The organism is Paramagnetospirillum kuznetsovii (assembly GCF_003284725.1).
GTDB lineage: Bacteria > Pseudomonadota > Alphaproteobacteria > Rhodospirillales > Magnetospirillaceae > Phaeospirillum > Phaeospirillum kuznetsovii.
This window is the reverse complement of record NZ_PGTO01000017.1, coordinates 46,954-68,490: the sequence shown is the minus strand read 5'-3', so window position 1 is coordinate 68,490 and position 21,537 is coordinate 46,954. Positions and strand designations below refer to the sequence as shown.

General features: G+C 56.3%; 19 protein-coding genes and 2 pseudogenes. 8 read left to right on the top strand and 13 right to left on the bottom strand.

All coding sequences use genetic code 11. The features are described 5' to 3' along the window. Positions 1–103 precede the first annotated feature (103 nt). Together CU669_RS16975 and CU669_RS16970 are read left to right on the top strand one after the other, a co-directional pair. On the top strand, positions 104–874 hold the full coding sequence (locus CU669_RS16975; RefSeq protein WP_112146800.1) for a Crp/Fnr family transcriptional regulator: 771 nt from the start codon (positions 104–106) through the stop codon (positions 872–874). Continuing rightward, positions 864–1,691: a hypothetical protein gene (locus CU669_RS16970; RefSeq protein ID WP_112146779.1), complete on the top strand. Its 828-nt coding sequence runs from the start codon at positions 864–866 to the stop codon at positions 1,689–1,691. The genes CU669_RS16975 and CU669_RS16970 overlap by 11 nt, the downstream gene beginning before the upstream one ends. Before the next feature lie 332 nt (positions 1,692–2,023). Here CU669_RS16970 and CU669_RS16965 read toward each other — a convergent pair whose 3' ends face one another. From CU669_RS16965 to CU669_RS16955, 3 genes are read right to left on the bottom strand one after another with little or no spacing between them, the layout of a single operon-like run. Further along, positions 2,024–3,445: a TniQ family protein gene (locus CU669_RS16965; RefSeq protein WP_161539703.1), complete on the bottom strand. Its 1,422-nt coding sequence runs from the start codon at positions 3,443–3,445 to the stop codon at positions 2,024–2,026. 48 nt (positions 3,446–3,493) lie between these two features. Next, positions 3,494–4,408 carry a TniB family NTP-binding protein gene (locus CU669_RS16960; RefSeq protein ID WP_112146777.1) on the bottom strand — a complete coding sequence of 305 codons (915 nt, stop codon included), beginning with the start codon at positions 4,406–4,408 and terminating at the stop codon, positions 3,494–3,496. Further along, entirely contained in the window at positions 4,399–6,036 is a 1,638-nt protein-coding gene (locus CU669_RS16955; RefSeq protein ID WP_205119487.1) for a Mu transposase C-terminal domain-containing protein, read from the bottom strand. The genes CU669_RS16960 and CU669_RS16955 overlap by 10 nt, the downstream gene beginning before the upstream one ends. Before the next feature lie 177 nt (positions 6,037–6,213). On the opposite strand from CU669_RS16955, the gene CU669_RS16950 reads away from it, so the two are divergent. Beyond that, positions 6,214–7,434 carry a hypothetical protein gene (locus CU669_RS16950; protein ID WP_112146775.1) on the top strand — a complete coding sequence of 407 codons (1,221 nt, stop codon included), beginning with the start codon at positions 6,214–6,216 and terminating at the stop codon, positions 7,432–7,434. 256 nt (positions 7,435–7,690) lie between these two features. Beyond that, the gene (gene mobV, locus CU669_RS16945) at positions 7,691–8,629 is read left to right on the top strand and encodes a MobV family relaxase (protein ID WP_146747770.1); all 939 of its coding nucleotides are present in this window, start codon (positions 7,691–7,693) and stop codon (positions 8,627–8,629) included. 265 nt (positions 8,630–8,894) lie between these two features. Here the strand turns inward: mobV and CU669_RS16940 are convergent, their stop codons facing one another. Both CU669_RS16940 and CU669_RS16935 read right to left on the bottom strand, forming a co-directional pair. After that, positions 8,895–9,518, bottom strand: a complete 624-nt coding sequence (locus tag CU669_RS16940) for a DUF3102 domain-containing protein (protein ID WP_112146773.1) — start codon at positions 9,516–9,518, stop codon at positions 8,895–8,897. Beyond that, positions 9,511–10,176, bottom strand: coding sequence for a ParA family protein (locus tag CU669_RS16935; protein WP_112146772.1), 666 nt, complete (start codon positions 10,174–10,176; stop codon positions 9,511–9,513). The genes CU669_RS16940 and CU669_RS16935 overlap by 8 nt, the downstream gene beginning before the upstream one ends. Before the next feature lie 182 nt (positions 10,177–10,358). Here CU669_RS16935 and CU669_RS16930 point away from each other — a divergent pair. Further along, a pseudogene (locus CU669_RS16930) lies at positions 10,359–10,969 on the top strand (transposase); the annotation flags it as partial. 78 nt (positions 10,970–11,047) lie between these two features. On the opposite strand, the gene CU669_RS16925 reads toward CU669_RS16930, so the two are convergent. The 7 genes from CU669_RS16925 to CU669_RS16895 form a co-directional block, all read right to left on the bottom strand. Beyond that, positions 11,048–11,332: a hypothetical protein gene (locus tag CU669_RS16925; protein ID WP_146747769.1), complete on the bottom strand. Its 285-nt coding sequence runs from the start codon at positions 11,330–11,332 to the stop codon at positions 11,048–11,050. A gap of 79 nt (positions 11,333–11,411) precedes the next feature. Next, positions 11,412–13,091, bottom strand: coding sequence for a hypothetical protein (locus CU669_RS16920; protein ID WP_146747768.1), 1,680 nt, complete (start codon positions 13,089–13,091; stop codon positions 11,412–11,414). A gap of 175 nt (positions 13,092–13,266) precedes the next feature. Then, positions 13,267–13,920, bottom strand: coding sequence for a hypothetical protein (locus tag CU669_RS16915; protein ID WP_112146769.1), 654 nt, complete (start codon positions 13,918–13,920; stop codon positions 13,267–13,269). Between the two features lie 62 nt (positions 13,921–13,982). Continuing rightward, the gene (locus tag CU669_RS16910) at positions 13,983–14,315 is read right to left on the bottom strand and encodes a hypothetical protein (RefSeq protein ID WP_112146768.1); all 333 of its coding nucleotides are present in this window, start codon (positions 14,313–14,315) and stop codon (positions 13,983–13,985) included. A 229-nt stretch (positions 14,316–14,544) separates the two neighbouring features. Beyond that, positions 14,545–15,027 (bottom strand): hypothetical protein, encoded by a 483-nt coding sequence (locus tag CU669_RS16905; protein ID WP_146747767.1) that lies wholly within the window; start codon positions 15,025–15,027, stop codon positions 14,545–14,547. Positions 15,028–15,236: 209 nt separating this feature from the next. Continuing rightward, the gene (locus CU669_RS16900) at positions 15,237–15,494 is read right to left on the bottom strand and encodes a hypothetical protein (protein ID WP_112146766.1); all 258 of its coding nucleotides are present in this window, start codon (positions 15,492–15,494) and stop codon (positions 15,237–15,239) included. A gap of 91 nt (positions 15,495–15,585) precedes the next feature. Then, positions 15,586–15,930: a hypothetical protein gene (locus CU669_RS16895; RefSeq protein ID WP_112146765.1), complete on the bottom strand. Its 345-nt coding sequence runs from the start codon at positions 15,928–15,930 to the stop codon at positions 15,586–15,588. Between the two features lie 358 nt (positions 15,931–16,288). Here CU669_RS16895 and CU669_RS21425 point away from each other — a divergent pair, with 358 nt between their 5' ends. From CU669_RS21425 to CU669_RS21175, 3 genes and pseudogenes are all read left to right on the top strand, one after another. Further along, complete coding sequence (locus CU669_RS21425) at positions 16,289–16,462, top strand: hypothetical protein (protein ID WP_161539702.1); 174 nt, start codon at positions 16,289–16,291, stop codon at positions 16,460–16,462. A gap of 35 nt (positions 16,463–16,497) precedes the next feature. After that, positions 16,498–16,668 (top strand): annotated as a pseudogene (locus CU669_RS16885) (IS630 family transposase); the annotation flags it as partial. A gap of 776 nt (positions 16,669–17,444) precedes the next feature. Further along, the gene (locus tag CU669_RS21175; protein ID WP_146747766.1) at positions 17,445–17,810 is read left to right on the top strand and encodes a hypothetical protein; all 366 of its coding nucleotides are present in this window, start codon (positions 17,445–17,447) and stop codon (positions 17,808–17,810) included. Positions 17,811–17,844: 34 nt separating this feature from the next. On the opposite strand, the gene CU669_RS16880 is transcribed toward CU669_RS21175, so the two are convergent. Continuing rightward, positions 17,845–21,480: a CHC2 zinc finger domain-containing protein gene (locus CU669_RS16880; RefSeq protein ID WP_112146763.1), complete on the bottom strand. Its 3,636-nt coding sequence runs from the start codon at positions 21,478–21,480 to the stop codon at positions 17,845–17,847. Between the last annotated feature and the right edge of the window lie 57 nt (positions 21,481–21,537).

Sequence of the window (21,537 nt, the reverse complement as noted above, 5' to 3'; positions counted from 1 at the left end):
TATGAAATTATTATCAGTGACGGATAATTGTTTTAGTGATCATCATGCAGATGATGAGCGCGCGCTTGCTTTCCTCCCGAGGCAGGGCTGGAGAATGCTACTTATGAGGGCCTTATATACCGCTCCGCAAAACAAGCTCCTTGCCGCACTGCCCAAGGCCGATTTAGCGCTATGGCTGCCGCATTTGGAGGTGGTCAAGTTAGAGCGGGGCTCAGTGCTTTGCGAGGCCGGCGACGTCTTGAGCCATGTCTACTTCCCGACGACATCCATCGTCTCCCTGCTCTACATGATGGAGAATGGGGCTTCTGCCGAGATCGCCGTCGTCGGGTGTGAGGGTGTCGTTGGCGTTTCGCTTTTCATGGGCGGGCAATCGACACCGAGCCGCATGCTCGTGCGGAGTGCTGGCCAAGCGGTGCGGCTAGATGCAAGTCTTATGATGCGGGGATTCAACAAAGGTGGTGAGATCCAGCATCTGCTGCTGCTCTATACCCAAGCCCTGATCACCCAGATGACGCAGACGGCCGCCTGCAATCAGCACCATTCCCTGGAGCAGCAGCTGTGCCGCTGCTTGCTGCAGGGTCTGGACCGCTTGTCTGGCGATGAAATCGCCATGACCCATGAGGTCTTGGCCAACCTGCTGGGGGTCCGGCGCGAAGGCGTGACCGAGGCCGCCGGGCGATTGCAGACGGCCGGGATCATCAGCTATCGCCGGGGCCACATCAAGGTGCTGGACCGCGATCAGCTCGAAAAGCACTCCTGCGAGTGCTACGGCGTGGTCAAGGCGGAATATGCGCGCCTCCTCGGCCCCAAAAACTTAGCCCAGCGGCTTTACTGGGCTGAACGAACTGATCTTGGAGTAGTTGATGGCTTCTGAATATCTCGGAATGGCGCATTCGGTCGATGAGTTGGTCGCTCTGATCGACCATGACCGACTGGCGGCAGCAGACATGGTCGCGTCCACATTCGCCTGTGAGGTAGCGGCTTCCGTTGCGACGATTACAGAAATCAGCACCATTGCATCGGCTCGTGTGTCGGCGGATATGCAAGTCGCTTCCGCAAAGGTTCTTACAGATGCCGAGGTCACTGCCGCGACCTTGTCGGCTTCAGCAGAAATGCTGATAAGCGAATACCGGCAGAAGATGAGCCGCCCCATCACGAAGAGTGCGAGAGCCGCATCCGAGGCCATGCTTAAGAAAACTGGCCAATCTCACATTGACCATCTGAGCGAAAGCGCCAAGCAATCGGTCGAGGCCATCGAACGTGAGGCTCAAAATGCCATCCTCAAGATCAGGAATATAGGCAACGACGCCATAAATAACATCAACGATCTCGTCGAGGCGGTGTCATCGAAGACGCGGAAATCTGCCGCTGCAGCCGCTGAGAAACTGGCAACATATCGCCATGATCCTCACACGCGGGAAGAGATGGTAGCCGAAGCCGAAGCTGCAGCCCGGATCGTTACCGCTGCATCTGAAAGCGCGAGTTCATCCCTCCGGGCAGAAGTGAATGCGGCACTGGTGAATATCCGCGCGGTTACCGATGAAGCCTGCCGCAGCATTCAGAGTGTGGTCGAAGCGGCAAAGAAGCGCATCGACCTCGCGTTGGAAAAGGCGACAGGTCGAGTGCGGGGGGTAATTTCCGAGCAAATTTGGGGGGTAAGTCCTAGTTTTGCGGCCCGTCCAGATGAGTAATGCAATGTCCAAAGGACCGTGGTGTGACGCAGATGGACGTGTCGGGGATAGTTGTTCTGGCAATGACCGTCGATGGCCGTGACCGGCAGGTCATGGCACATCCCGGGCATAGCGGACGTTCCAGCCAAGTGGCGGCTGTCGGAGGTACAGCGGTCGGTGGGCAGAATGAACATATCAGCTGCAGATGCCGCGTTCCCGGTAAGCTCTACCTTAGCGTTGTTTAGATAACAACCAACGCCCTGGACTCTATTGCATCGAGAATTTCAATCACACCGGCGATTCCCTCACGGGCACTTTTGCCCGCATTAGTTTTGTAGGCAGCCGGCGGCCGCCTACGATGTAGGCGCCAACAGCCCCGCCGCAGCCTGCATCAGCGCGTCGAGGGCCCGATCTCTTGCCACGCCTTTCAGCTTCAACGCCCGCCTCCCCTCGTCACTACTCAGCACCTGGTGTGCTAACCGCAGATAGGGATCATCCGGGTGAAACTGCGGACAACGATCAATGACCGGTGCCTTGGCCGGGGAACTGAGACGCGCCGATCTACCACCAGACGGTCTCGACCTGACGATCGTCCACCGCGCCGACTTGGCCGCCCCCTTCGATTTTATCTGGCGCCCCGCCTTTCCTGCGTCACGTTCCGCTTTCGCCTGTGCGTGCCGTACCGCCTTTTTCGCAGCTGTCGCGGCGTCGGACTGCGTCTGCTGTTCGACCATGGCGGTGATCATCGCCCGGAACCCCTTCGGCCATCGTTTCGCCCGGAGTTCGAGATCGGCCAGTGCCCAGCGTCTGTATCCGCTTCTGAGCGCACTCTCTCCTGGCCATTTTCGCCCCGTGTCTCTGGCACTGCCAAATTTCGGACGCGTATCATCGATCGATCCCCAGCGCTCACGCCCCAGAAGCGGCCCCATCAAACCGCTCACAAACCGCCGACGGCAGTCCGGGCTCAACACGCAGAGCGACTTCCCGTCGGTATGGCCGACATCAATGTCCCGCAAACCCATCAGCCTCGGCGCGATCGTGGCGATACCGGCACGCTGTCGGGGCCAGGCCTTGTGCCCCCATTGGTCGACCAGATCACACAGCAACGCATCCAGCTGCTCGCCGTTGCCTGGGCCGCCCCACTCAGGGGACAAGGAACCTCCGTCCATTGTGGCAATTAGGGCCTGCTCCAATTCGGTCAGCCATCGCCATCCCAGGATGCTGTACTGATCGACATTCGCTGTGAAGTCGCCGGCAGCCGACGTCACAATGACCGTAGTAGTGCGTTCCCAATCCTCCAAGCCAGGGCCCAACCGCAAGCTCTCAGGCCATGTGAGCAACGGGACCGAATGGCGTCGACACATCGTGCTGTAGGTCAACGTCCATTCCCGCCGGAGATAAATGCCTGTCGCGGTCTGGGCCATTTCGTAGAAACACAGCGGGCAGTAGCCGGGTGCTGACGCGATCAGGGGGCTGCCTAGACTGAAATGTGTCGAGGCGAACCAGTGCAGTGGCCAATTTCTGTGGTCATGCGCCAAGGTATGGCTGGCGAGGATTGCGGCCGAACAATTGGTCAGTTTCGCCAGCCACGCCAGCCAGTCTGGAGAAGGGTTGACGTCGAGATAGGTAGGTGATGCGAGGGTCAGCGGCGAGCGTGGCGACGGGGGGGCATCTATCTCCCCTCTGGAGATGTACCTGGTCAGGCTGCCGTGTATGCAGTAATACGCTTCAATCCGCCGGAGCCACGAAGACAGCAGCTCATCGGACTGAAGCACGGGGACCACCGGAAGGGTCTCGGGAATGCACCCGGCGTCCAACATAGGCTACCGCGCCATGCGCCGATTAGGCGCCAACGTCATTGATACCAGTGGCAGCACTAATTCTTCGTCGGCAAAACTGCTTTCGTCCAACATCTCTCGCCCGTCGCGAATCGCCTCTGTCGCTACCGTCTCGATCAGACGGAAGATGCGCACGGTCACCCCGTCCGTCATGTCGAGAACGCGCCGCCGCACTGCGACCGTGTCGAGGGCTGAGCGTAGTCGAAGCGGTAGAATCGCAGAGAAACCGCCCAAAAGCTGCCGGAATTCCTCATCATTTTTCCATCGGCGAAGCTCAAGGGCCTCGAACCGGTCAGCCAGTTGCTGGTCAGTGATCAAAGCCGCACGGGCCTCGTCTGTGCCGGCGCAAACAATGGGAATGCGGAGATCGTTGGTGAGAAACCGTATCGTGTTGAGGAAGGCCCGCTGCTGGCGCGCCGTGCCCGCCAGCATGGCATGGACCTCGTCAATCATCAGCATACGTGTCCGCATATCGCGCATCAGCCGACGGGCGACGTTGCGTAGGCTTACGACGGCCGCGCCGCTGTTGTAGGCCCCACCCAGGGCGATCAGTAGCTCAATGTAGAAATCGCGGTCGTCAGGCTGCGACGGCATCTGGAACACCACCACCGGCATGATGGTGGTGCCACTCCCTTCAACATGCACTGGCGGGTGGTTGCGAATAAACTTCCGGAGGATCTTGGTCTTGCCCATACCTGGCGGCCCATACAGAAGCATACAGGGCATTCTATCTCGGGTCGGATAATGCAACAGATCTTCCAGCCGTTTCAGCGTTGCATCTGCGCGACGGTAGGCCAGGTATCGATCGGACCGGATCCACTCGACCCGGTCCTCATCATCCAGCAGCGCATACTGCTGGTAGGCGGGATGAATGTGACTGAGATCGGCATTTACGACCATTCTTCCACCTCAAACGGCAAGATCGGCACGGCGCTGGGAGCCGGGGGCGGATCGCTTGCTGGTTCCGCCGGCAATACCGCCGCCGGCGCCTTGGTTGCGGCCATGGCATTGGCCGTGCGCTGCATGTCCCGCCGCGCCTTCTTGGTCTTGGCCGCCGCCTCGGCGACCAGCATCCGCTGTGCGGCAATAGCATCGAACAGCATGCCCTCGTCGACCGCCGCTCTCCCGCGCTGGTGGAGGGCCTCCGTCGCCCGGTTGTGCTCCCACAGCGTAATCCTGGGGCGGCGGAGATCGCGGTAGGGAATCGGCCAATAGTGGCCCTCCGGGTCAAGCAGCAGCATCCGTGACAGGTCGCGCGGATCGTACTTCACCACCATCCGCTGTTTGGTCTGTCCGGCCCAGACGGTCAGCACGTTGTCCCAATAGTGGATGTTGAACATCTGGATCCCGTCGCGCCGGACCATCCGCATCTCGAAGGGCAGGAAGTCGAGCAGGAACCGCTGTTCATCCTTGGGCAGGGAGATTGGGGCCGAGCGGCGAGCCAAGGCGTCTTCGTAGGCCAGTTGGGGCGGGATTTTACGCGTGCGATGGATCTTGCCGTTGTGGGCAATCACCTGGATAGCCAGCCACTGCTCCAACTCGCGTAGCGTCAAAACCGCCTTCTTTTCCGGGTCGTAGTCGCCCTTTTCTTCGATGCCTGAGAACGTCGTTCCCGGCAGCAGATGCATTTCGCCCATCATCGTCCCGACCAACCGCTCAATATGGCCGCCGTAATGCGGGGTTCGCACCGGCCGATATCGGAGGTGGATGCCATACTCACGGCATCCACGTTCGAGTGCTCGCGAGTGGAACTCCTTGGCGTTGTCGAGGTGAATGGTGGCCGGAATGCCGTGAATCGGCCACGGGGCGGTCACCCCTTGCCCCTCCAGATACTTGGCCTTGGGCAACACGGTGTGGGTGAGCGCCATGGCCACCGACAGCGCTGACGGGGCTTCAAGGGTGAGGTAGTAGCCAACGATCGCGCTGCTGGACACGTCGATCCCGAGCGTCAGCCATGGCCGGGCAATAGGCTGCCTGAAAGACTCATCGACCACGATGACGTCGGCCAGCGTGTGATCGAACTGGATCACTTCCATCGCAAAGTCCGCATATAGCTCGCCGATGACGGGGCGGAATTGATCGTCGGCCGCCTTGTTCCCGCGCCGCGCTCTGGTGCGAATCGAAGGAAGCACGCGCTCGACCCGGGCTTTCACTGTCCGGTAGTCTGGCGTGACGTTCAGGTCGGCGGCACGGCACCGGCGCGCGATCTCGGTGACCAGGGTGCGCAGTTTCGGCTGCTGATCGGTCAGGTAGAAATCTTCGATGGTCTCCAAGATGACCGTCTCGACCGAATCCGGGAGCCGCCCGGCCCCGCTTTTGAACCCACGTTTCTGCGGCAGCAGGCTCTCGATCGTTGGGTTTGCCCGGTAGCGTCTCAGCCACTCGTACAAACGATAGCGACTGACGCCCAATGAGGCCGCCTCGCCATCGATGACCTCATGCGTCATCTTGGCGGCGGCATGCAGCCGACGAACCGCGGCCAGCCGTGTTTCGGCGATAGCCCAGTCGGCCTCGTTGATCCGGGTCAATTCCTGGGTTCGCTTTGGAGATTCGGGGTTCTGTCCCATCGATTTCCGCTTCGGCCTCACCTGCGCATTCACTTGGTGGCGCTATTTCGTGTTGTTCGTACCACCAAGTTGCGCTATTTAATGTCAGTTGCGTTATATCATGTCAAGTTACTGCTTTGATTTTCAAGAGGACGCCAGTTGCGGCTTTTATGCAAAACGACACTTAACCCGATTGTTGCCGCCCATATCAGCCTTGGCCGCCTTGTCCAATTCCTGGACGTCGACACCCATGACCTATGGCTCCCCGACGCGCTGCGGCGCGAGGCGATCGCCACGCTGAAGCTCGATTCCCAGCTTGTGCATGGTGAGGATCTTGCCATCGCCCAGCTGCAGCAGAGCCGGGTGATCCGCCCTGATCTGCGGGCTGCGCTCTCCGTGATCCAAACCGCCGAGCGTCTGCTCCACGGCCGGACAACCGGCGATGAATTTGGCGATTACACCAGTGATGATCGCCTGAAGCCGAAACGTCTCGATGCATTGATGGCCAGCGAGCTGGAGCCTCGGGGATTTGATTGGAACCAAGATGAGGATGAGATCGAGCCCCTGGCCGATAATGATCCCCTCTGTGATCTGCTGGACGACGAGGATGAGGCGGAGCCCCCCTGCCCCGCCCTACCGATCCTGCCGCCACCTCTATCTACTGCCTGGCTGACCTTGGCCTGGACCGGGCTTGAGGGGACGCCCAGCTCCGTCGAGGCCAGTGTCCTAGAGCAAGCGGCGCATGTGATCGATCAGGCGCTGCAGTTGCCCGGGCTTGAAGGGGTGTCCCAGGCGATTTGGGAACTGCATCGACCTGGATTTTGGCCGGAAAGTGAAGCCTTCTCCTATGACGGCATCAAAGCCGAGGATCGGGCTTTCGGTGAAAAGCTGGAGATGGCCCATGCTGAGGCCCTCCCTCCCTCCCCCGGCTTGCGACTGGTACGGCTGATCACACCATGGATGATCCAACGTGCCTGCGGCATCGATCGTGTCATGCCTCTGGTGTCGGGCTGGTTCTGCGGCAATGAGGCTTACCGGCAGATTGCCCATACCACAGCGCGGGCATGGACGCGGGAATTTTGCGGCCTGATGGTAGCTGGGTGTGCTGCTGAAATGAGGCGGGTCGAAGAGATTCACGCGGTACTGGCATTGTGGCAGAGGCAGCTACGATCGGAACGCAGGACCGCCGACAAGATGATGGAGCGGCTGCGGCTGCTGGTAAAAACACCGGCAATGAGCAGTGGTTCCCTTGCCCGCCAGGCCGGCATGAGCCGTCGCATGGCGCAGATCACCCTTGATATCTGGTGTCGGGCCGGGGTGGTGCGGGAGGTCACCGGCCGCTATGCCGAACGGGTGTGGCTGGCGGATCGCTTAGCCTGACGATAGTGTCGGCCTCCTGCTGCCGTCGTTCCCCGGGTAACTCAGGTATCCTCTGCCCACCTCGTCAGGCCGCTCCAGTAATGGCTGGTGTTGCAGGAACTGGTACGCTGTGTTGCCCCTCACCTGTCCAGCGAGGTGCAGATTTACCGAAATTGTCTAATGAGTACCATTCCGTCATCCGGCCTGAGATTTAGGCCACCTCACTTTCACACCATCCGCAGGACCCTTGCGGAAGGTCAACGTGAGGAGAGGCATTATGGCCGAGATCGTTTGTCGTATTCGCCGACTAAAGTCGATGGCAGCCATCGGCGTGGCCGACCGCCACAACAGGCGGACCCATTTCACCAAGAGCGCAGATCCAGAGCGCCGCCATCTGAATCAGGTACCCATCGGCGGAGCGTCACTGGTGGAGGATGTCAAGGACAAGCTGGCGACCGTAGATGGGGCGTTGCGGTCGAACGCCGTTCTCGCCGTCGAGATGGTTCTGTCGGCGGCTGCGTCGTGGTTCGAGGCCGATCCATCCAGGGCGGCGGCATTCCTGGAGCGCGCAGTTCAGCAACTCGTCGATCGGTACGGCGACAGGTTGGTCCGGATCGATTGGCATATGGATGAAACGGCCCCCCATATCCACGCCTTCATTGTGCCAACAGAGGTTAAGCCAAGTGGTAAGGTGAAGCTGAACGCCAAGGGTATGCTGGGCGGGCCACGCAAGATGCATGAGCTGCAGGACTGGGCGGGTGAACTTTGCCAGCCTCTCGGTCTGGAGCGGGGCAAGAAACGACCATCGGTCCTTCCTGAGAATGACGAAGTCGGGGCGCCGCAGCCCAGGCGGCGGCACAAGTCACCCCGCCAGTACATGGCCGAGGCAGAGCAGATGCATGAGGCCTCCAGGCGCATGCTGGCCCAGGCGGAAAGGGAACGGCAGACGCTGGATGAGGAGCGTGCGGCGTTCGAACAGGAATTGGCAGCGCTGCGACTTCAGCAGACCGAGCTGAGCGACCTCATGGCCCGCGTGCTGCACCTCAACGAGGGGATGGCCACCCTTGATGTGTGGGTGGGCGAGGAACTGGGGGCCACCGTTGCCTTCGCGGACGCCAGCCCGGAAGACGTGGATCGCGTTTACGCCGAGGTGGTCCAACTGCTCAGAACGGAGCCGACCTGGGAAACGGCGCTATGCGGAAGCTGCGAGCCATAGCGACGACGAAATTCATGGCCCCTGGGCGCGCCCCAGACACTGAACTCGCCATCCGTGCGAAAGACCACCGAAAGACCGAAGTTCCGATCCAGCAACCGGCTGATCACCGATGCCTCCACCTAGGGAATTTTCATCCATCCGATATGGGGAAAATCAGGTCGCCATTGACTAGTTCACCGGCGCCACCGTCGGAAACCCAGCGTCAGCCCCGTAAGCAATTATCAACCACAATCCGCCGGTAGAACCACTTGCCTTCATCTATGGATCACCGGAGCAACGCGTGCAGGCGAGCAATTTCCGCGTTGATGCTCTCCCGTTGAGCCTCAAGCTTCCGTATCCGTGAGTTTATGGCGCCAGGACTAGTGAGAGGACGCGGTCCTCGGTCACCTCGAACCAACTTGCGGAAGGCGATAACATCCTCACGGGTCACTTCTGGATTCACAACGCCTTCCTCGATAGCCCTTTCCCGTTCCTCGGCCTTCAATGACACCAGTTCGTAGACCGTACTGTGGCTAGGCGGAAGCTGGTCGCGCGGAAATATTCCGTCATCAATCGCCTTCGCCACAACCATCAGGCGTTGCGCCTGCCGGGCACCGAATGGAAGCTCTGCTTCGATCATCGGCTCAAATTCACCATGACCGAGCCGATCCTTGGCCTCGATCAGATAACGGCCGATCTCGATGTATCGACTACTGATATCTGACGATAGACGGGATATTTCGCGGACAAAATCAGCCTTATCATGGCACACGACGTGGGCATCGATGATGTTGAGCCCTCTATGGTCCCGAGCCAAGTGCGCCACTGGAGCTATTACTGTGATATTGCCTCCATCAGAAGTGATTTCATCGATGGCCGAATCAAAACTGGATGCTGGACGTTTAGCCATTCACCACGGCTCCTTTTCGCTGGATGACGTCGTCAAGACCTAACAGGCGGGAGACTTCCGCCCAGATCGCTTCCATGTCGTCCCCTCCTCTGCCCTTCACCTCAGTTATACCAAGCCCTTGCACCATGGCGCGCTGAATGTCGACCGTCGCCGAAAGGCTGGCTGACAGCAAGGGGCCAAAGCGCAACAACATGTGACGCGCGCCTTCGACTTCCCTCACGCGGGTATCCACGCGGTTCAGGACGAAAGTTGCAGTACGGCCGAGACCCTGTGCCGTGGCCATCAATGTCTTAACGGACGAGACATCATCGATTGCCGGTTGGGATGGAATGAGAATCAGATCGGCGGCAAGCAGGAGTTCCTTTACTGCAGCGGGGTGTTCCTCCAATGCGGTAGGCGTATCGATTATAACGAGGTCAACGTCTCCAGAGGCTCTGGCAAGAGCAGTGACTTCTTCGAGCGTCGATCCGACGCCCTGGCACTGAGCAACGGGCTTCTTCGCGCGAGCTGCCAGGAAGGTGAGCAGTGTTTTTTGTGGATCTGTATCGTAGGCTGCCACGCGCAGGCCAGCCGCGAGGGCCAACGGAATTATGTTCCGCGCGTGGGTACTTTTGCCGCTACCGCCTTTGCCTGAGGCGACGACCAGGATCTTTGGCATAAGTGCGGGCCCTCCAGGCCAGGTTAAAACCGACACCAACAATTTGCCGCACGCGTTAACCGGTGTCCACACGAAACGTGCAAATCAGACACCGGAGAATTATTTTAAGTGAGAAATACGACACCGGTGTCGCATTTGTCTGGATCCCACCTCGTGGGCAATCTCGTTAATCTATAAAGGAGGAACGACGCGTACCCCTCCGGCAACAAAGCAACTACCCGCCTTGCTTCCTGGAGCCGCGCCGCATGGCCGAAAAGGCTCTGACCGCCGTCATCCAGGAGGCCTAGATCCAGGGCATCTCGACCCGCTCGGTCGATGATCTGGTCAAGGCCATGGGCATGACCGGCATCTCCAAGAGTCAGGTCTCGCGTTTATGCGCCGAGATTGATGGAAAGATCGTCTCGGCCTTCATCGGCACCGCCTTCGCCCGGGACGACGCCAAGGCGGCCAGCGACAAGTGGCCGATCAACTCCGCCCCAGAGTGCCGATGCTCGCCAATCTGATGGATGAGGCCGAGACCGACGTGCTGGCCTGCATGACCTTCCCGCCCGCCCATCGGGCCAAGTTGCACTCGACCAATCCCATCGAGCGCCTCAACGGCGAGATCAAGCGCCGCACCGAGGTGGTCGGCATCTTCCCCAACGAGGACGCCCTCACCCGTCTGATCGGGGCCATTCTGCTGGAGCAGAACGATGAGTGGGCCGTCCAGCGAGCCCGCTACATGACCCTGGAAACCGTCGTTCCCATGAGCGATGATCCCCTGGTGAGCCTACCACCCGTCGCGGTAGCCTGATCAAACCTGCCAAGCCCGCCGGAGATCAAACGGCGACAGCGCTGTTACACCTATCAGGGGGACACGACTGGTAGGGGCTCAAGCCGCCAGCCCGAGCTTTTCATAAACGAGATCCACGATCTGCTTGGCCATTGCGTCGTGGTCTGCCTTCCGCCACTCGGCGCGCAGCTCATTTGCGGTCAAACCCATGGACCGCATGTCGAAGAAGCCGTTTGCATTCTTCATCCTCGTGCAGATCACCATCGGAAGGGCACGATGGCGCACCTCTTCGCGAGTCAGCGCACCGCGCAGGTTTGACAGGATGCCAGCCACTGTCGACGCCACATACGCAGATGACAGGGTATCTAATGTTGCCTTGGTCATGGTCATTACTCCTCTAGTCTATTACCTCAGCAGGGCCATTTGCGAAGAGAGAGTCGCAGCGATAAAAATAATTGTGCCGCTAAATGCGTCTAACATTGGCATGACGAATATCCCTTATTTTGTTGGAAATCATATTTTCGGAAACTGATTTAAAATGCTCATGGGCAACCGACTGGATTTTATCCAGCTGCGCATTACTCAGCATCTCGTGGAAATCCTGCTTGATGGAATCTGCGATAAGCGGCTGGCCATAAAGGCTCTTGCCGGCGCCATCAAAGAACGCATCGTTCTTGGACGTCAGATCAGCGTGAACACTGGAATGCTCGGCATATAAATCAGCAAAGCCCACGGCGTTAAAATCGCCGCCGCCGGATAAAATTTTATCGAGCTCAGCTTGTGAGGCTTCCGCTAAGACATTTGCATGGATCTCGCCCGGGATCTCGACGCCGAAATGCTGAAGCTCCCTGAATGACCGGCCATGGTTTATGGCGTGGTCGAGATCGGCGCGGATATCCTCGATTTGATTTAGCTCAGCTTTATAAGCCTCTGTACTGTCGGCCATATCGTCGGCCAACGAGGTAAAATACTCTGCCGCCTTATCGACGCCATGAGCGTGTACCTGATCCGCCATTGTATTAATGACTTGCGGGTCAAGGCCGCGGCGGGCGATGTCGTCCTGGTTAAGCTGGAACCGCTCGATTGAGCTTGGCTCATTGGTGACTGCATGCATAGCGGCATTATAAAATGCCGCGCTGTAAATCGCTGGCTTGTGCTGCTCGATATAATCTTCATGGAGCGCCAGTTTAGGATCTGGTCGCTGTGCCGGCTGGAAAGCCGGAATCGGCGACTCTTTATGCTGAGCTGCGATTGATTTAGCGCTTTCAAGCGCGGCCGATCGAATTTTAATTGGATCATCGCCGGCCAGATCCTTAACGAAAGCATTGCGCGGCAACGCCAAAATTGCCTTGCTGCTTGCAAGGTCAAATTTATGTTCGATGGCATTTTTGCAAACGGCACGCTCATTCTGCCGGGCGGCAATATTATCTCGAGTCAAACGCTCTTGAAACTGATCGGCCTGGTCGAGACGGCTTGTCTCATTATTAATCCACTGCTTTGCTTCGGCGACATAGCCATCAATATGGCGCTCAAACAGCGGCTGGATGTCTGGCATCGCCTTATTGTCGCCCAGCTGTAAGTGGCGTTCGGCAAAATCCTGCACCAGGTCGCCGGCCAGCATTTCCTCGGTCGGCCTGGTGTCACCGGCGACTTTCAGGCGCGCGAGATGCTGGAGATAGGCCTGAACCTCATTATTTTCCGCCAGCTTGTTGGCGCCGACCTGCATGAAGACGCGATCGTGAACCTCATCCCGGCATCGGGAGATGATCTTCGAGGCGGCAATGGATGAGAGTTCAGCGCGATCGACGCCGACGCGTTCAGCAATCTGGGCGATAGCTGGGCTGGCGGCGACAAAGCTTGATACCTTTGGCTCGATCCGCGCCAGGAAAACCCTGTTGATCTCATCATCAAGGCTGTCGACCTGCTCGACGCTGACGACCTCATTCCCCAGAGTCTGCGCGTAATATTCGGCACGGTCCTTCGTCATCCAAGTGACCAGCAATTTAGCACTCGCACCTTGGATAAACTTGTCCAGCTCTGGGTCTTGAAGGATTCGCGACATATTGAACTCTCTAGATGGCTTTGACCGCCCATAATCTTGCGGCAACTCGCGTGAAAGCGTCCATTTCAGGTCGCCAGTCATGGGGCGTTTCGCGCGGCGAGTTGAAAGCCTGGACCTCGACATGGCCCGACGGCGAGACCGTGGCCAGCCATTTCCTGCAAATTATCGACGTCGCTGATACTGGTTTGCTCCTTAATTCAGACTGGTGTTCCGGTGGGCGAGCTGTCGATTTGTGATGTGGCCTCAGATTTGGAAATCAGGCGACTTTGGCAGTCACCTCATTGACCACTGACCTGATCGCGCTTTCGATCTGCTTGCGCACTTCCGGAAGACCCGGCCAATCAGCAACATTGAGCCTCTGGCCGTGCTGGAGCCTGTCGCTGAACAGCCATTTTGGCGCCCACAGTTGTCCGTTTTCGTCGGCCCTAACTTGTGAAACAGGCAAAGTGACGCGAATTGTGCGCCGACAAATCTCAGGATTTGAATTAATTAGAATGCTTTCCTGGATATCGACATTGTAACGAGCTGACTTCGGGGTCGATCCACTGGCAACCCTCGTTATCGGCACTTCATCATCGGCGATCGCTTCAGCGATCTTATTCATAACATTATCGATTGCGCTGGTGATCTCTGCTTGATCAAGGCCCTTGAGGAGGATGGCTGCATTGGGCTCACCACCAAAACGAGCGCCAAAGAGCGCATTTAATTTCTTGTTCGTTATCCAGATCTGCCCACCCGGCGTTTCAAAGCGCACCGCACCTTGGCTGCGCTCGATCTCTGGCCAGACCATCAAGTTGACTTCAGATTTGTAGCCACGTCCGCGGGGGTTCATGTACTGCTGAATCGCAGCACCGTAGATTTGCTGCTCGCGCCCCAAAAGGGGGAATTTTAAATTGAGATTGATCGACATTTTTTGAGTTCCTTACGGATGGATGTGGCCGCTGGGATCATCCATGCGACCTGTGGGGCTCATCAGAGCCATGGAGTATCGTTCTGAGCCTCCTCGCTCGCCTTAGCGACAGCCCGCAGGCACCCGGCACGGGTCTTGTAAACCTTCAGGAACTTCGGCTTGACGATCTGCAGCCCGATATAACGAGCGACCTCGTGGGGCTGCACTTCTGACCACGACTTCCCTCCGAAAACGCAACCTGGAAGATTGGGCGCATCGCCATTTCCGTTGAAATACTGATCGTGATCGTCATCGCGCAGATAAGCCCGATCGCCCAAGAAGCCGAATGGTGCCGAGCGAAAGCCGCCGTCCATGTAAAGCCGCTCATCATCGAGGTCGAAGAAAGCGTGAAGCATGATGTGATTCCTTGTTTTGCATTTCTGTGGGGGTTTCCCCGTTTCCACGATTCAATATAGTGGTACGGTGCCACGTTTGCAATATCTATTTTCTGCTATTCGCCGTCGTTCTCAGTATTTTTTCTTGTTTTCGTGTTCATAAGACTGAGAATACAAATTACGCCGTATGCGGAATGAGGAACGGCGGCCAATTGGCCGCCGTTCTGTCTGACGGATGTTGCTGCTGGCTTCAGATCGCGCCGCACACCACCAACCTGGCCGCCATCTCAGCAAACTCCCTTAGAGAGCTTGCGCCGGCCTGCTGCGTCTGGGCCGGATCAACAACTTTAGAGTATGATTCTGCCCGATCTGAAAAGCGCAGTATCACCGAGCTGGTCAGCTGCGGCACGAGATCATCGAGATTGGCGATCTGCTTGATGAGCAGCCAAGCGCGCCGAACTTGGAGGTCGGTCAGGTCGTAATCGACAAGAGCGACGATGCCATCAGAGTTCAGTCTGAGCCGCGCCGGCCCTGCCCATGTAATCATCCTTATGGTCGCGGCGATGTCGGCCGGGATCGGCCGGGCGGACACGCCGCCTGCTCGACCCCATGCGATGACCGTATTCAATGAGGCTCCAAGGAGCGCAGCCAATTGTTCACGGGTTATCCCGAGATACGAACGAGCCAGGTTAAATTCATGGGAATCCATCGATTGATCTGAATAAAAATACATCGAACGACCTCCAATTTTGGCTGTTGAGCAAAAATGGCACTGTGTCACTGTGTTTGGTAAGATCGTACTGCCATTTACGGCGTGGAAATAAGAATAAGGCGGCCCGAAGTCGCTTGTCTTTTGATCTGCGATTACGCCACCAGTGCGATTTCACATACCCCCTACATTATGGAGAGAATGGGAGGGGCTTCGGCCCCGCCTCTCATCGTTCACCGGTTCACCGTAGAGAAGGGATTGCCACCCTTGGCAACATGGCAGTCGATGGAATGCATCAGGTGACCGTTGCCGAGATAGCGGTAATCGATGCCCTTGTTGCTGACCATACCCAGGTAAACAGAAGTGCTCTTGTTGCCACGCCTCTTCTTGCGATCCCATTCGGACTCGAAGATCTTGAACAAGATGCGATTCTTGCTGAAATCAACGCCGACGATCTCGCAAACCTTAAGATGCGCAAAGCCGCCTCTCATTTGATCGGCTTCAGACCACGTCGGGCGTACAGGACGCCCTTGCGACCGCATACCGTCCCGACGGGTATCTACGGTTACGCCTGGTGGTGGCTCACATGGACATGGAGTGCTTGGCCTGCTCGGCCTCGAGCTTCTCGGCCTGAGTGGTCATAATAACCAGGGTCTCGGGATCGAAGGAGTAAGGTGAGCTCTTATAGGGCTCGCCGACGGCATAACCGATCATGACGATGCCGTCATTGCCCGCCTCATGCAGATCATCGATCTCACGGATCCGCTCTTCCTCGCCATCGACTTCGACGTCAATCACATTGGCATTGTAGTAAAAATTGCCATTCCGGCGCGAGATCGACAGGTAGGTCATCTCCCAGCCGACCATATAGGAATTGGCATTGATAAGGGCGTCGACGGCGGCTTCGATGTTTGATGGGGCGGTCATTTCAGAAATCCTCACTTTGTGCAATTGGGAGCCATCTCCCGGTACTCATGGATTCATGATAATGGTACGGTGCCATATTCGCAACATCTATTTTCAACTAACTTCCGAATGATTAGTATTATTCTCACGCATCCTGTGTCCCAAGACAGAGAATACGATTTACGCCGGTTGACGGCATGAGGACCGGAGCCATGCTGTTTTCGAACCGACGGCATGTGAAAACGGGTGGGCGCCTCTAGTATTTTGAGTTGGGGTTCAGTTAAAATGGACGCCCATAATTCCACAGTAAGGTTTCGCACGCCTAGTTTTTTGGCATATGTTAAACATATTACAGGTGTTATTTAAGCCAGGCGTTAGAATGTCCACCAGAAATGCCAAGACCGCCAGAAAGGCGGTAGTCGAGGAGCAACGGGTCTATGACCCGTATTCAGTCGAGAAAAAGGTCAGAATGGGCATGTTCTGCGCCGCCAAGCTTGGCGGCGAGGCCCATTGGTCGGCCGTTAAACTATGGGCTAATACCAAGGCCCGTTGATTGGGACCCACGCAGGGGGTTCCCACGGCGGCGAGAACCCGGTCGAAAACATCTGGCAGTTCATGCGGAAAAACTGGCTGTCCAACCGGATATTCCAATCCTACGAGGATATCGTCGACCATTGCTGCCACGCCTGGAACAAGCTGGCAGATCAGCCTTGGACCATTATATCCATCGGGCTCCGCGACTGGGCGCATGGATTCTAATCAATGAGCCTTGGCATAAGGGATGACGGCGGAAATGCCGGGTTCTGGGGAACGGCTCTGGCCATTAAATATCGAAAGGCACACAAATGGCACAATGGCACAGCTGTGCCACCGTATTTTGCGTAGTGTGCCACAACAAAAAACTCCTTATTTTACTTACATTTTTCCTCATAAATGGAGATAGAAATATAAGAAATGGCACAGTGGCACAGAAAAACATACGGCTTCTGCAGGATTTGAATTTTCGAGAGATATCCAGCGGCATGTTCCGGTATCGTAACGTATTGTTAGCTTGATCGATTTCGCTATAATGAAAATATGGCTATGTCGTGAATAGGTGTGCCATTGTGCCACCATGCAAAATTTTCCAAATATATTTTAGAAAAACAACGTGACACAGACTGTGCCAGAAGGATTTTGTGTGCCACATGACTTGTGGAGCACTTTTAGAAAGATTTTACCAATTTTAGGACGTAGCGTCCTATCCTTGTTATTGGTACAGTTACGAATATCCCAATGAATATCGTGGAATCTCTCTTATGTGCCTGCATCACGAATAAGCGGCCTGGGCACTGTCTACCGGTGGCACGTCGATGGCACAACCATGAAAAGTCACCATAAAAAAACGATGGAATAACCAGTCTGCGGTGCTATAGCCGTAAAACTACACAAAATACCAAGCGTACAAAGCCATTGGTATGTGTTATACATAATCGTGTTGTAGTTATAGAACGGCCAATATCAGGTCGCATGACCCAAACAAGGAGATATTCATAATGCCAATCAGAAAATCGCAGTCGGCGCATATGGCCGTAAAAGAGTCGGGCTCACCGGTGATCTACGATGAATTTATTTTGGAAAAGCGGGTCAGAAGCGGAATGTTCTGCAGCGGATCTCGCGGCGGGGATACCCATCGAGCTGTGCTGAAGACGTGGATCGAAAACACAAATCCAGAATGCGCAAAAATGCTGGCTCGTGTTCGCGCCAAGAGAGAGCCAGAATTTGATAGAGATAACGTCGAAGCGCAGATCGTTCACTTCCGCCGTCCTGGAGGTCCTGTGCGAACCTTTCGACCGAAACTCTATGGGCCAGGTGAGTTTCCGCCACCACCGCCAAAATGGCTTATATGGAGCAACGACTAGAAGGAAAGGCCGGATAAATCCGGCCACTCCTTCTTTACGCGACAGCTTCGTCGGCGAAAGCAGCCTCAAGTTCAGGGAGTTCATCAGCGAGCGATTCCTCAATCTCTTCCTCTGCTGTCAACCCACCGACAAATGTCCTGAACGACATTGCGATTGAGCGCATCGCACCCGCCTGATCATGGTCCCTATAACGGCGCTTAATGTCACACGGCCTTTTGTTCTTCGCCAATTTTGCCGAACCAGTTTTTTGGTCGATGATATAATCGACGGTGTTAGGCATTGTGCAGATGGCGATCCGCCACTTTAGCTCTGTGTCCCACTGGGTTCCGGCGAGAGCCTTATTCCAGATATCGACGGACATCTTGTTAAACAGCACGGCAGGTCCGCTGATAACCTTATTTAAATCATAGTCATATCCATAATCTTCGCTTGGCGAGTATTTCATTCCGAAATCGCCAAGAACATTTACCGCCTCGATAGCAATAACTCGCTCACGCTTGCGGCGCTCCTGCCGGAATTGGCGCTCAGCGTCACTCAACTTTTTCTCAAGATCTTCATAGGGTTCATCATAGAGCTTGCCGCTCGACAGCTTTTGGGCAGCCAAGATACAATCAAGAACAGAAAGCTTACCGTAAACGTCAAGCTTATATGCCTTAATGATGTTCAGGCAGCGACTTTCATTGGATGAGGATGATGTATCGTCAATATGCTTGACGTATATATCCTTGTTTTCTAGCATAAATGTTTTTGCTTCATCCTTGCTAATCATTGCTTTGGTGATAATTGCATGATAGCAAGCCAGCAAAACGCCAACGGTATCTCCATTGCGGCTGTCCATCAGTACGTCAGATGCAGCCGCACGGAAATTTTCAACATTTTCTAAAATCGTCGGTAAATTTTGCAGGATCCGAGCCAGCAGGCGTCGTGATGTTACGCCGTTTTTTACTGCAGCTTCTACGCGCTTCTTTGTGCGTTCAAAATTTGCCGATTCTTCTTCGTACTTAATTCGGTTGCTCTCTGAATTCTGGATAAATTTTAGAGGCTTGCGAAATGGGAGTTGCATGAAGCGATTGATATCGGCTTCCTGCTCGAGTGCCGGACTGATGGAAGAAAATAGAAATGATGAGCGGATTTGGTAAGAAACACTCCCACCACCTTGAGTTCCTCTTCCGACACAGAAATCATTATCCTTCTTTTCATTGCTTGGATCGTCGATCGGTCCGCTGTTCGTTGTGCCGCTGCTAGAAGTGCGAGCCAGACCAAGCACAGCCTCCATTTGCTTTTTTGTTCTCTCAGTTTGGCTTTCTGCCTCATCAAAAAGAACAGCAAGGGAATCAGATTGTAGCTTACCGCGGATAGCTGCTTCAGTTGCACCCTTAAAGGCAAGCGTTAGACTTCCAAGCAGCGGGCTAATGATCATGGTCTGTGTCCATGTCTTGCCAGAACCGGAAGGCCCGCTAAGCCAGACATGAGGCCGCCATGGCATTGCGCCACCGACCATGGCCGAAACGATCCAGCCAATAAGCAAATAGCCATGGCCTTGATTCTCCCAGCGCAGGCCAGAGTAAATAATATCGGCGATTTCACGACCCTCTTCGTCTGTCAGCGGATCATCCATCAGTGGCGCAGGCAAAGTATTATTTATCTCATAATGGTATGACCCGCAATAATCCTCAATCTTACAGGTTTCTCCATCGATGATAAGGCGGTCTCCAAGATGCATTACAGTGCGGCCGTTATCAAACCAGACGCCGCGTCCACGGATACGTTCATTTTCAAAAAGACCCTTCTGATGGCAGTCGCGCATCAGCCAGCTGGCGGCATCGATCCAATTGATGCCGCCCTTCTCAGTGCCGAAGGCCAACTCCCAGAAGCCAGCGGGGGCCAATTGCAGCAGGTTACGATCGCGATGTTTTTCAGCCGACATAGAGACGATTTCGCGAGTTTCCGAGGAAAGATAGAAATAGACGCCGCGGTGATACCCCATGCGTTGAATGGTGATCTTAAAATCATGGAGCAGGCCGTTCACGCGGTCGGACATGCCGCCGTCGTTCTCACGGGCAGCCAGAGTAACAGCCTTATCCATTTCGTCGCTCGGAACGCCGATCTTGGACAGCTCCTTCTTGAGCTGCACATAGGCGGTGCGCTCGCAGGCCTTCATGCGAACCAGCATCTGCACGACCGGACCATCCTGAAGCGATGCCGGATCGTTCTTGGCCAGGCCGTGGATCAGCATGCCGTCCTTGGTCAAGCCAGCCAGGGCCAGGTTGATCCGCTCTTCCATGCTGGAGACATCCATGCCGATAGCCCGCATGGCGACCCGGAAGGCGCCATAGCCGCTCTTATTTGACTTCCGCATGCGACCCAGGATCTGCAGGGTTGCTGGCTCTTCCAACACGGCCGGGCCCTGGTTGCAGATCCGGTCGTAGATCGTGATGCCATCATGGGGTACATCGGCCAGATTCGGCGCCGCCGCTGGGGTGGTCAGTGATGGCTGAATGGCATCAGCGACACGCTCCATCTCGACAGTTTCGACCTCGGCCATGTCAGACTTCCATTCTGTATATGGGATTGCAGCCCCGAGCCATCTGGTCAGCTGCTCGGCATTCCAGCAAGAATCAGCCGCATCCCAGCCCTTTGCTGCGCCTTCGGGCGCCAGGGCGACATAGATATCACCGGTGCAGCCCGCGTCGCGCAGCTGGCGCTCCAGCTTCTGCATGCAGACATGACCGGCCGGATCGTTATCAGGGCAAAGAATATGGTCACGCCCAGCAACCTCGGGATCGAGAGCAAGCTTGTCCACGGCGCCGGCGCCGCCAACCCAGCCCATTCCGACGTATGCTGCCTGGCCCAGCCGCTCATTGGCGTAATCGACCGCCTTCTCACCCTCGAACCAGGCGCAGAGCGCGTTTGGATTCGGATTAACAAGTTCACGACCATAGGGCTGGCGCGGCGGCGGAAAAGCCATGCTTGTCCAGCCAGACCGGATCGACCCGTCGGGCATGTGGACCTCTTCAGCCCAGACCACCTGCTTGGTCGACTTGCGCTTCACGCCTTCGGCATCGACCCAATCATTGCGCAGCACATAGCCCAGCAGCTCGCCATTGGCGTCACAATAGGTGTGCTGCATGGTGATGTTCTGATCGAAGACCGGGCAATCCTCATTGTTTGGATTGAGGATCTTCACCGACTTCGGCGTCTTGGCCCCCAAGTCGCTGAATCCGCTCGCCGTGGCGACGATATCTTCAGCTGATGCCGGCACGGGCAGGATCGCCTTGGGTTCCGGCGTTGTAGGCTTTGACGATGACGTCGTCCGCATTGCGGTCCGCTCATAAGTGGCCGCAACCAGTGAACCACTGCGGCGGCGAAGATCGATACCGCCGTTTGAAAGCTCGTAGACCACATCGGCGAAGGAACGGGCCTCATATTCCTGCAAGAAGCGGATCGCGGTGCCAGCAGCGCCACAGGCGCGGCAGTAATACACGCCCTTCTGAGGATTGACCGACAAGGAAGCCTTAGTGTCTTCATGGAAGGGGCACAGCCCGACATGCTCAGCGCCCTGGCGCTTCAGCTGAATGCCGCGGCTTGAAATGATCTCAACGATATTGAGGCTCTGCTTGAGGCTCTCGATTGCCGCATCAATTGATGGGTCGCGTGATGATTCGGTCATTTTACAGACTCCTGGCCCATATATTTTTGGGTGAAAATTATTGTCTTTAAATGCGTG

What these genes read in the sequence shown, in the direction of transcription:
- CU669_RS16975 (WP_112146800.1), top strand. Translation starts at nt 104, where the DNA reads ATGAGGGCCTTATATACCGCTCCGCAAAACAAGCTCCTTGCCGCACTG.
- CU669_RS16970 (WP_112146779.1), top strand. Translation starts at nt 864, where the DNA reads ATGGCTTCTGAATATCTCGGAATGGCGCATTCGGTCGATGAGTTGGTC.
- CU669_RS16960 (WP_112146777.1), bottom strand. Translation starts at nt 4,408, where the DNA reads ATGGTCGTAAATGCCGATCTCAGTCACATTCATCCCGCCTACCAGCAG.
- mobV (WP_146747770.1), top strand. Translation starts at nt 7,691, where the DNA reads ATGGCCGAGATCGTTTGTCGTATTCGCCGACTAAAGTCGATGGCAGCC.
- CU669_RS16940 (WP_112146773.1), bottom strand. Translation starts at nt 9,518, where the DNA reads ATGGCTAAACGTCCAGCATCCAGTTTTGATTCGGCCATCGATGAAATC.
- CU669_RS16935 (WP_112146772.1), bottom strand. Translation starts at nt 10,176, where the DNA reads ATGCCAAAGATCCTGGTCGTCGCCTCAGGCAAAGGCGGTAGCGGCAAA.
- CU669_RS16925 (WP_146747769.1), bottom strand. Translation starts at nt 11,332, where the DNA reads ATGACCAAGGCAACATTAGATACCCTGTCATCTGCGTATGTGGCGTCG.
- CU669_RS16920 (WP_146747768.1), bottom strand. Translation starts at nt 13,091, where the DNA reads ATGACTGGCGACCTGAAATGGACGCTTTCACGCGAGTTGCCGCAAGAT.
- CU669_RS16915 (WP_112146769.1), bottom strand. Translation starts at nt 13,920, where the DNA reads ATGTCGATCAATCTCAATTTAAAATTCCCCCTTTTGGGGCGCGAGCAG.
- CU669_RS16910 (WP_112146768.1), bottom strand. Translation starts at nt 14,315, where the DNA reads ATGCTTCACGCTTTCTTCGACCTCGATGATGAGCGGCTTTACATGGAC.
- CU669_RS16905 (WP_146747767.1), bottom strand. Translation starts at nt 15,027, where the DNA reads ATGTATTTTTATTCAGATCAATCGATGGATTCCCATGAATTTAACCTG.
- CU669_RS16900 (WP_112146766.1), bottom strand. Translation starts at nt 15,494, where the DNA reads ATGAGAGGCGGCTTTGCGCATCTTAAGGTTTGCGAGATCGTCGGCGTT.
- CU669_RS16895 (WP_112146765.1), bottom strand. Translation starts at nt 15,930, where the DNA reads ATGACCGCCCCATCAAACATCGAAGCCGCCGTCGACGCCCTTATCAAT.
- CU669_RS21425 (WP_161539702.1), top strand. Translation starts at nt 16,289, where the DNA reads ATGTCCACCAGAAATGCCAAGACCGCCAGAAAGGCGGTAGTCGAGGAG.
- CU669_RS21175 (WP_146747766.1), top strand. Translation starts at nt 17,445, where the DNA reads ATGCCAATCAGAAAATCGCAGTCGGCGCATATGGCCGTAAAAGAGTCG.
- CU669_RS16880 (WP_112146763.1), bottom strand. Translation starts at nt 21,480, where the DNA reads ATGACCGAATCATCACGCGACCCATCAATTGATGCGGCAATCGAGAGC.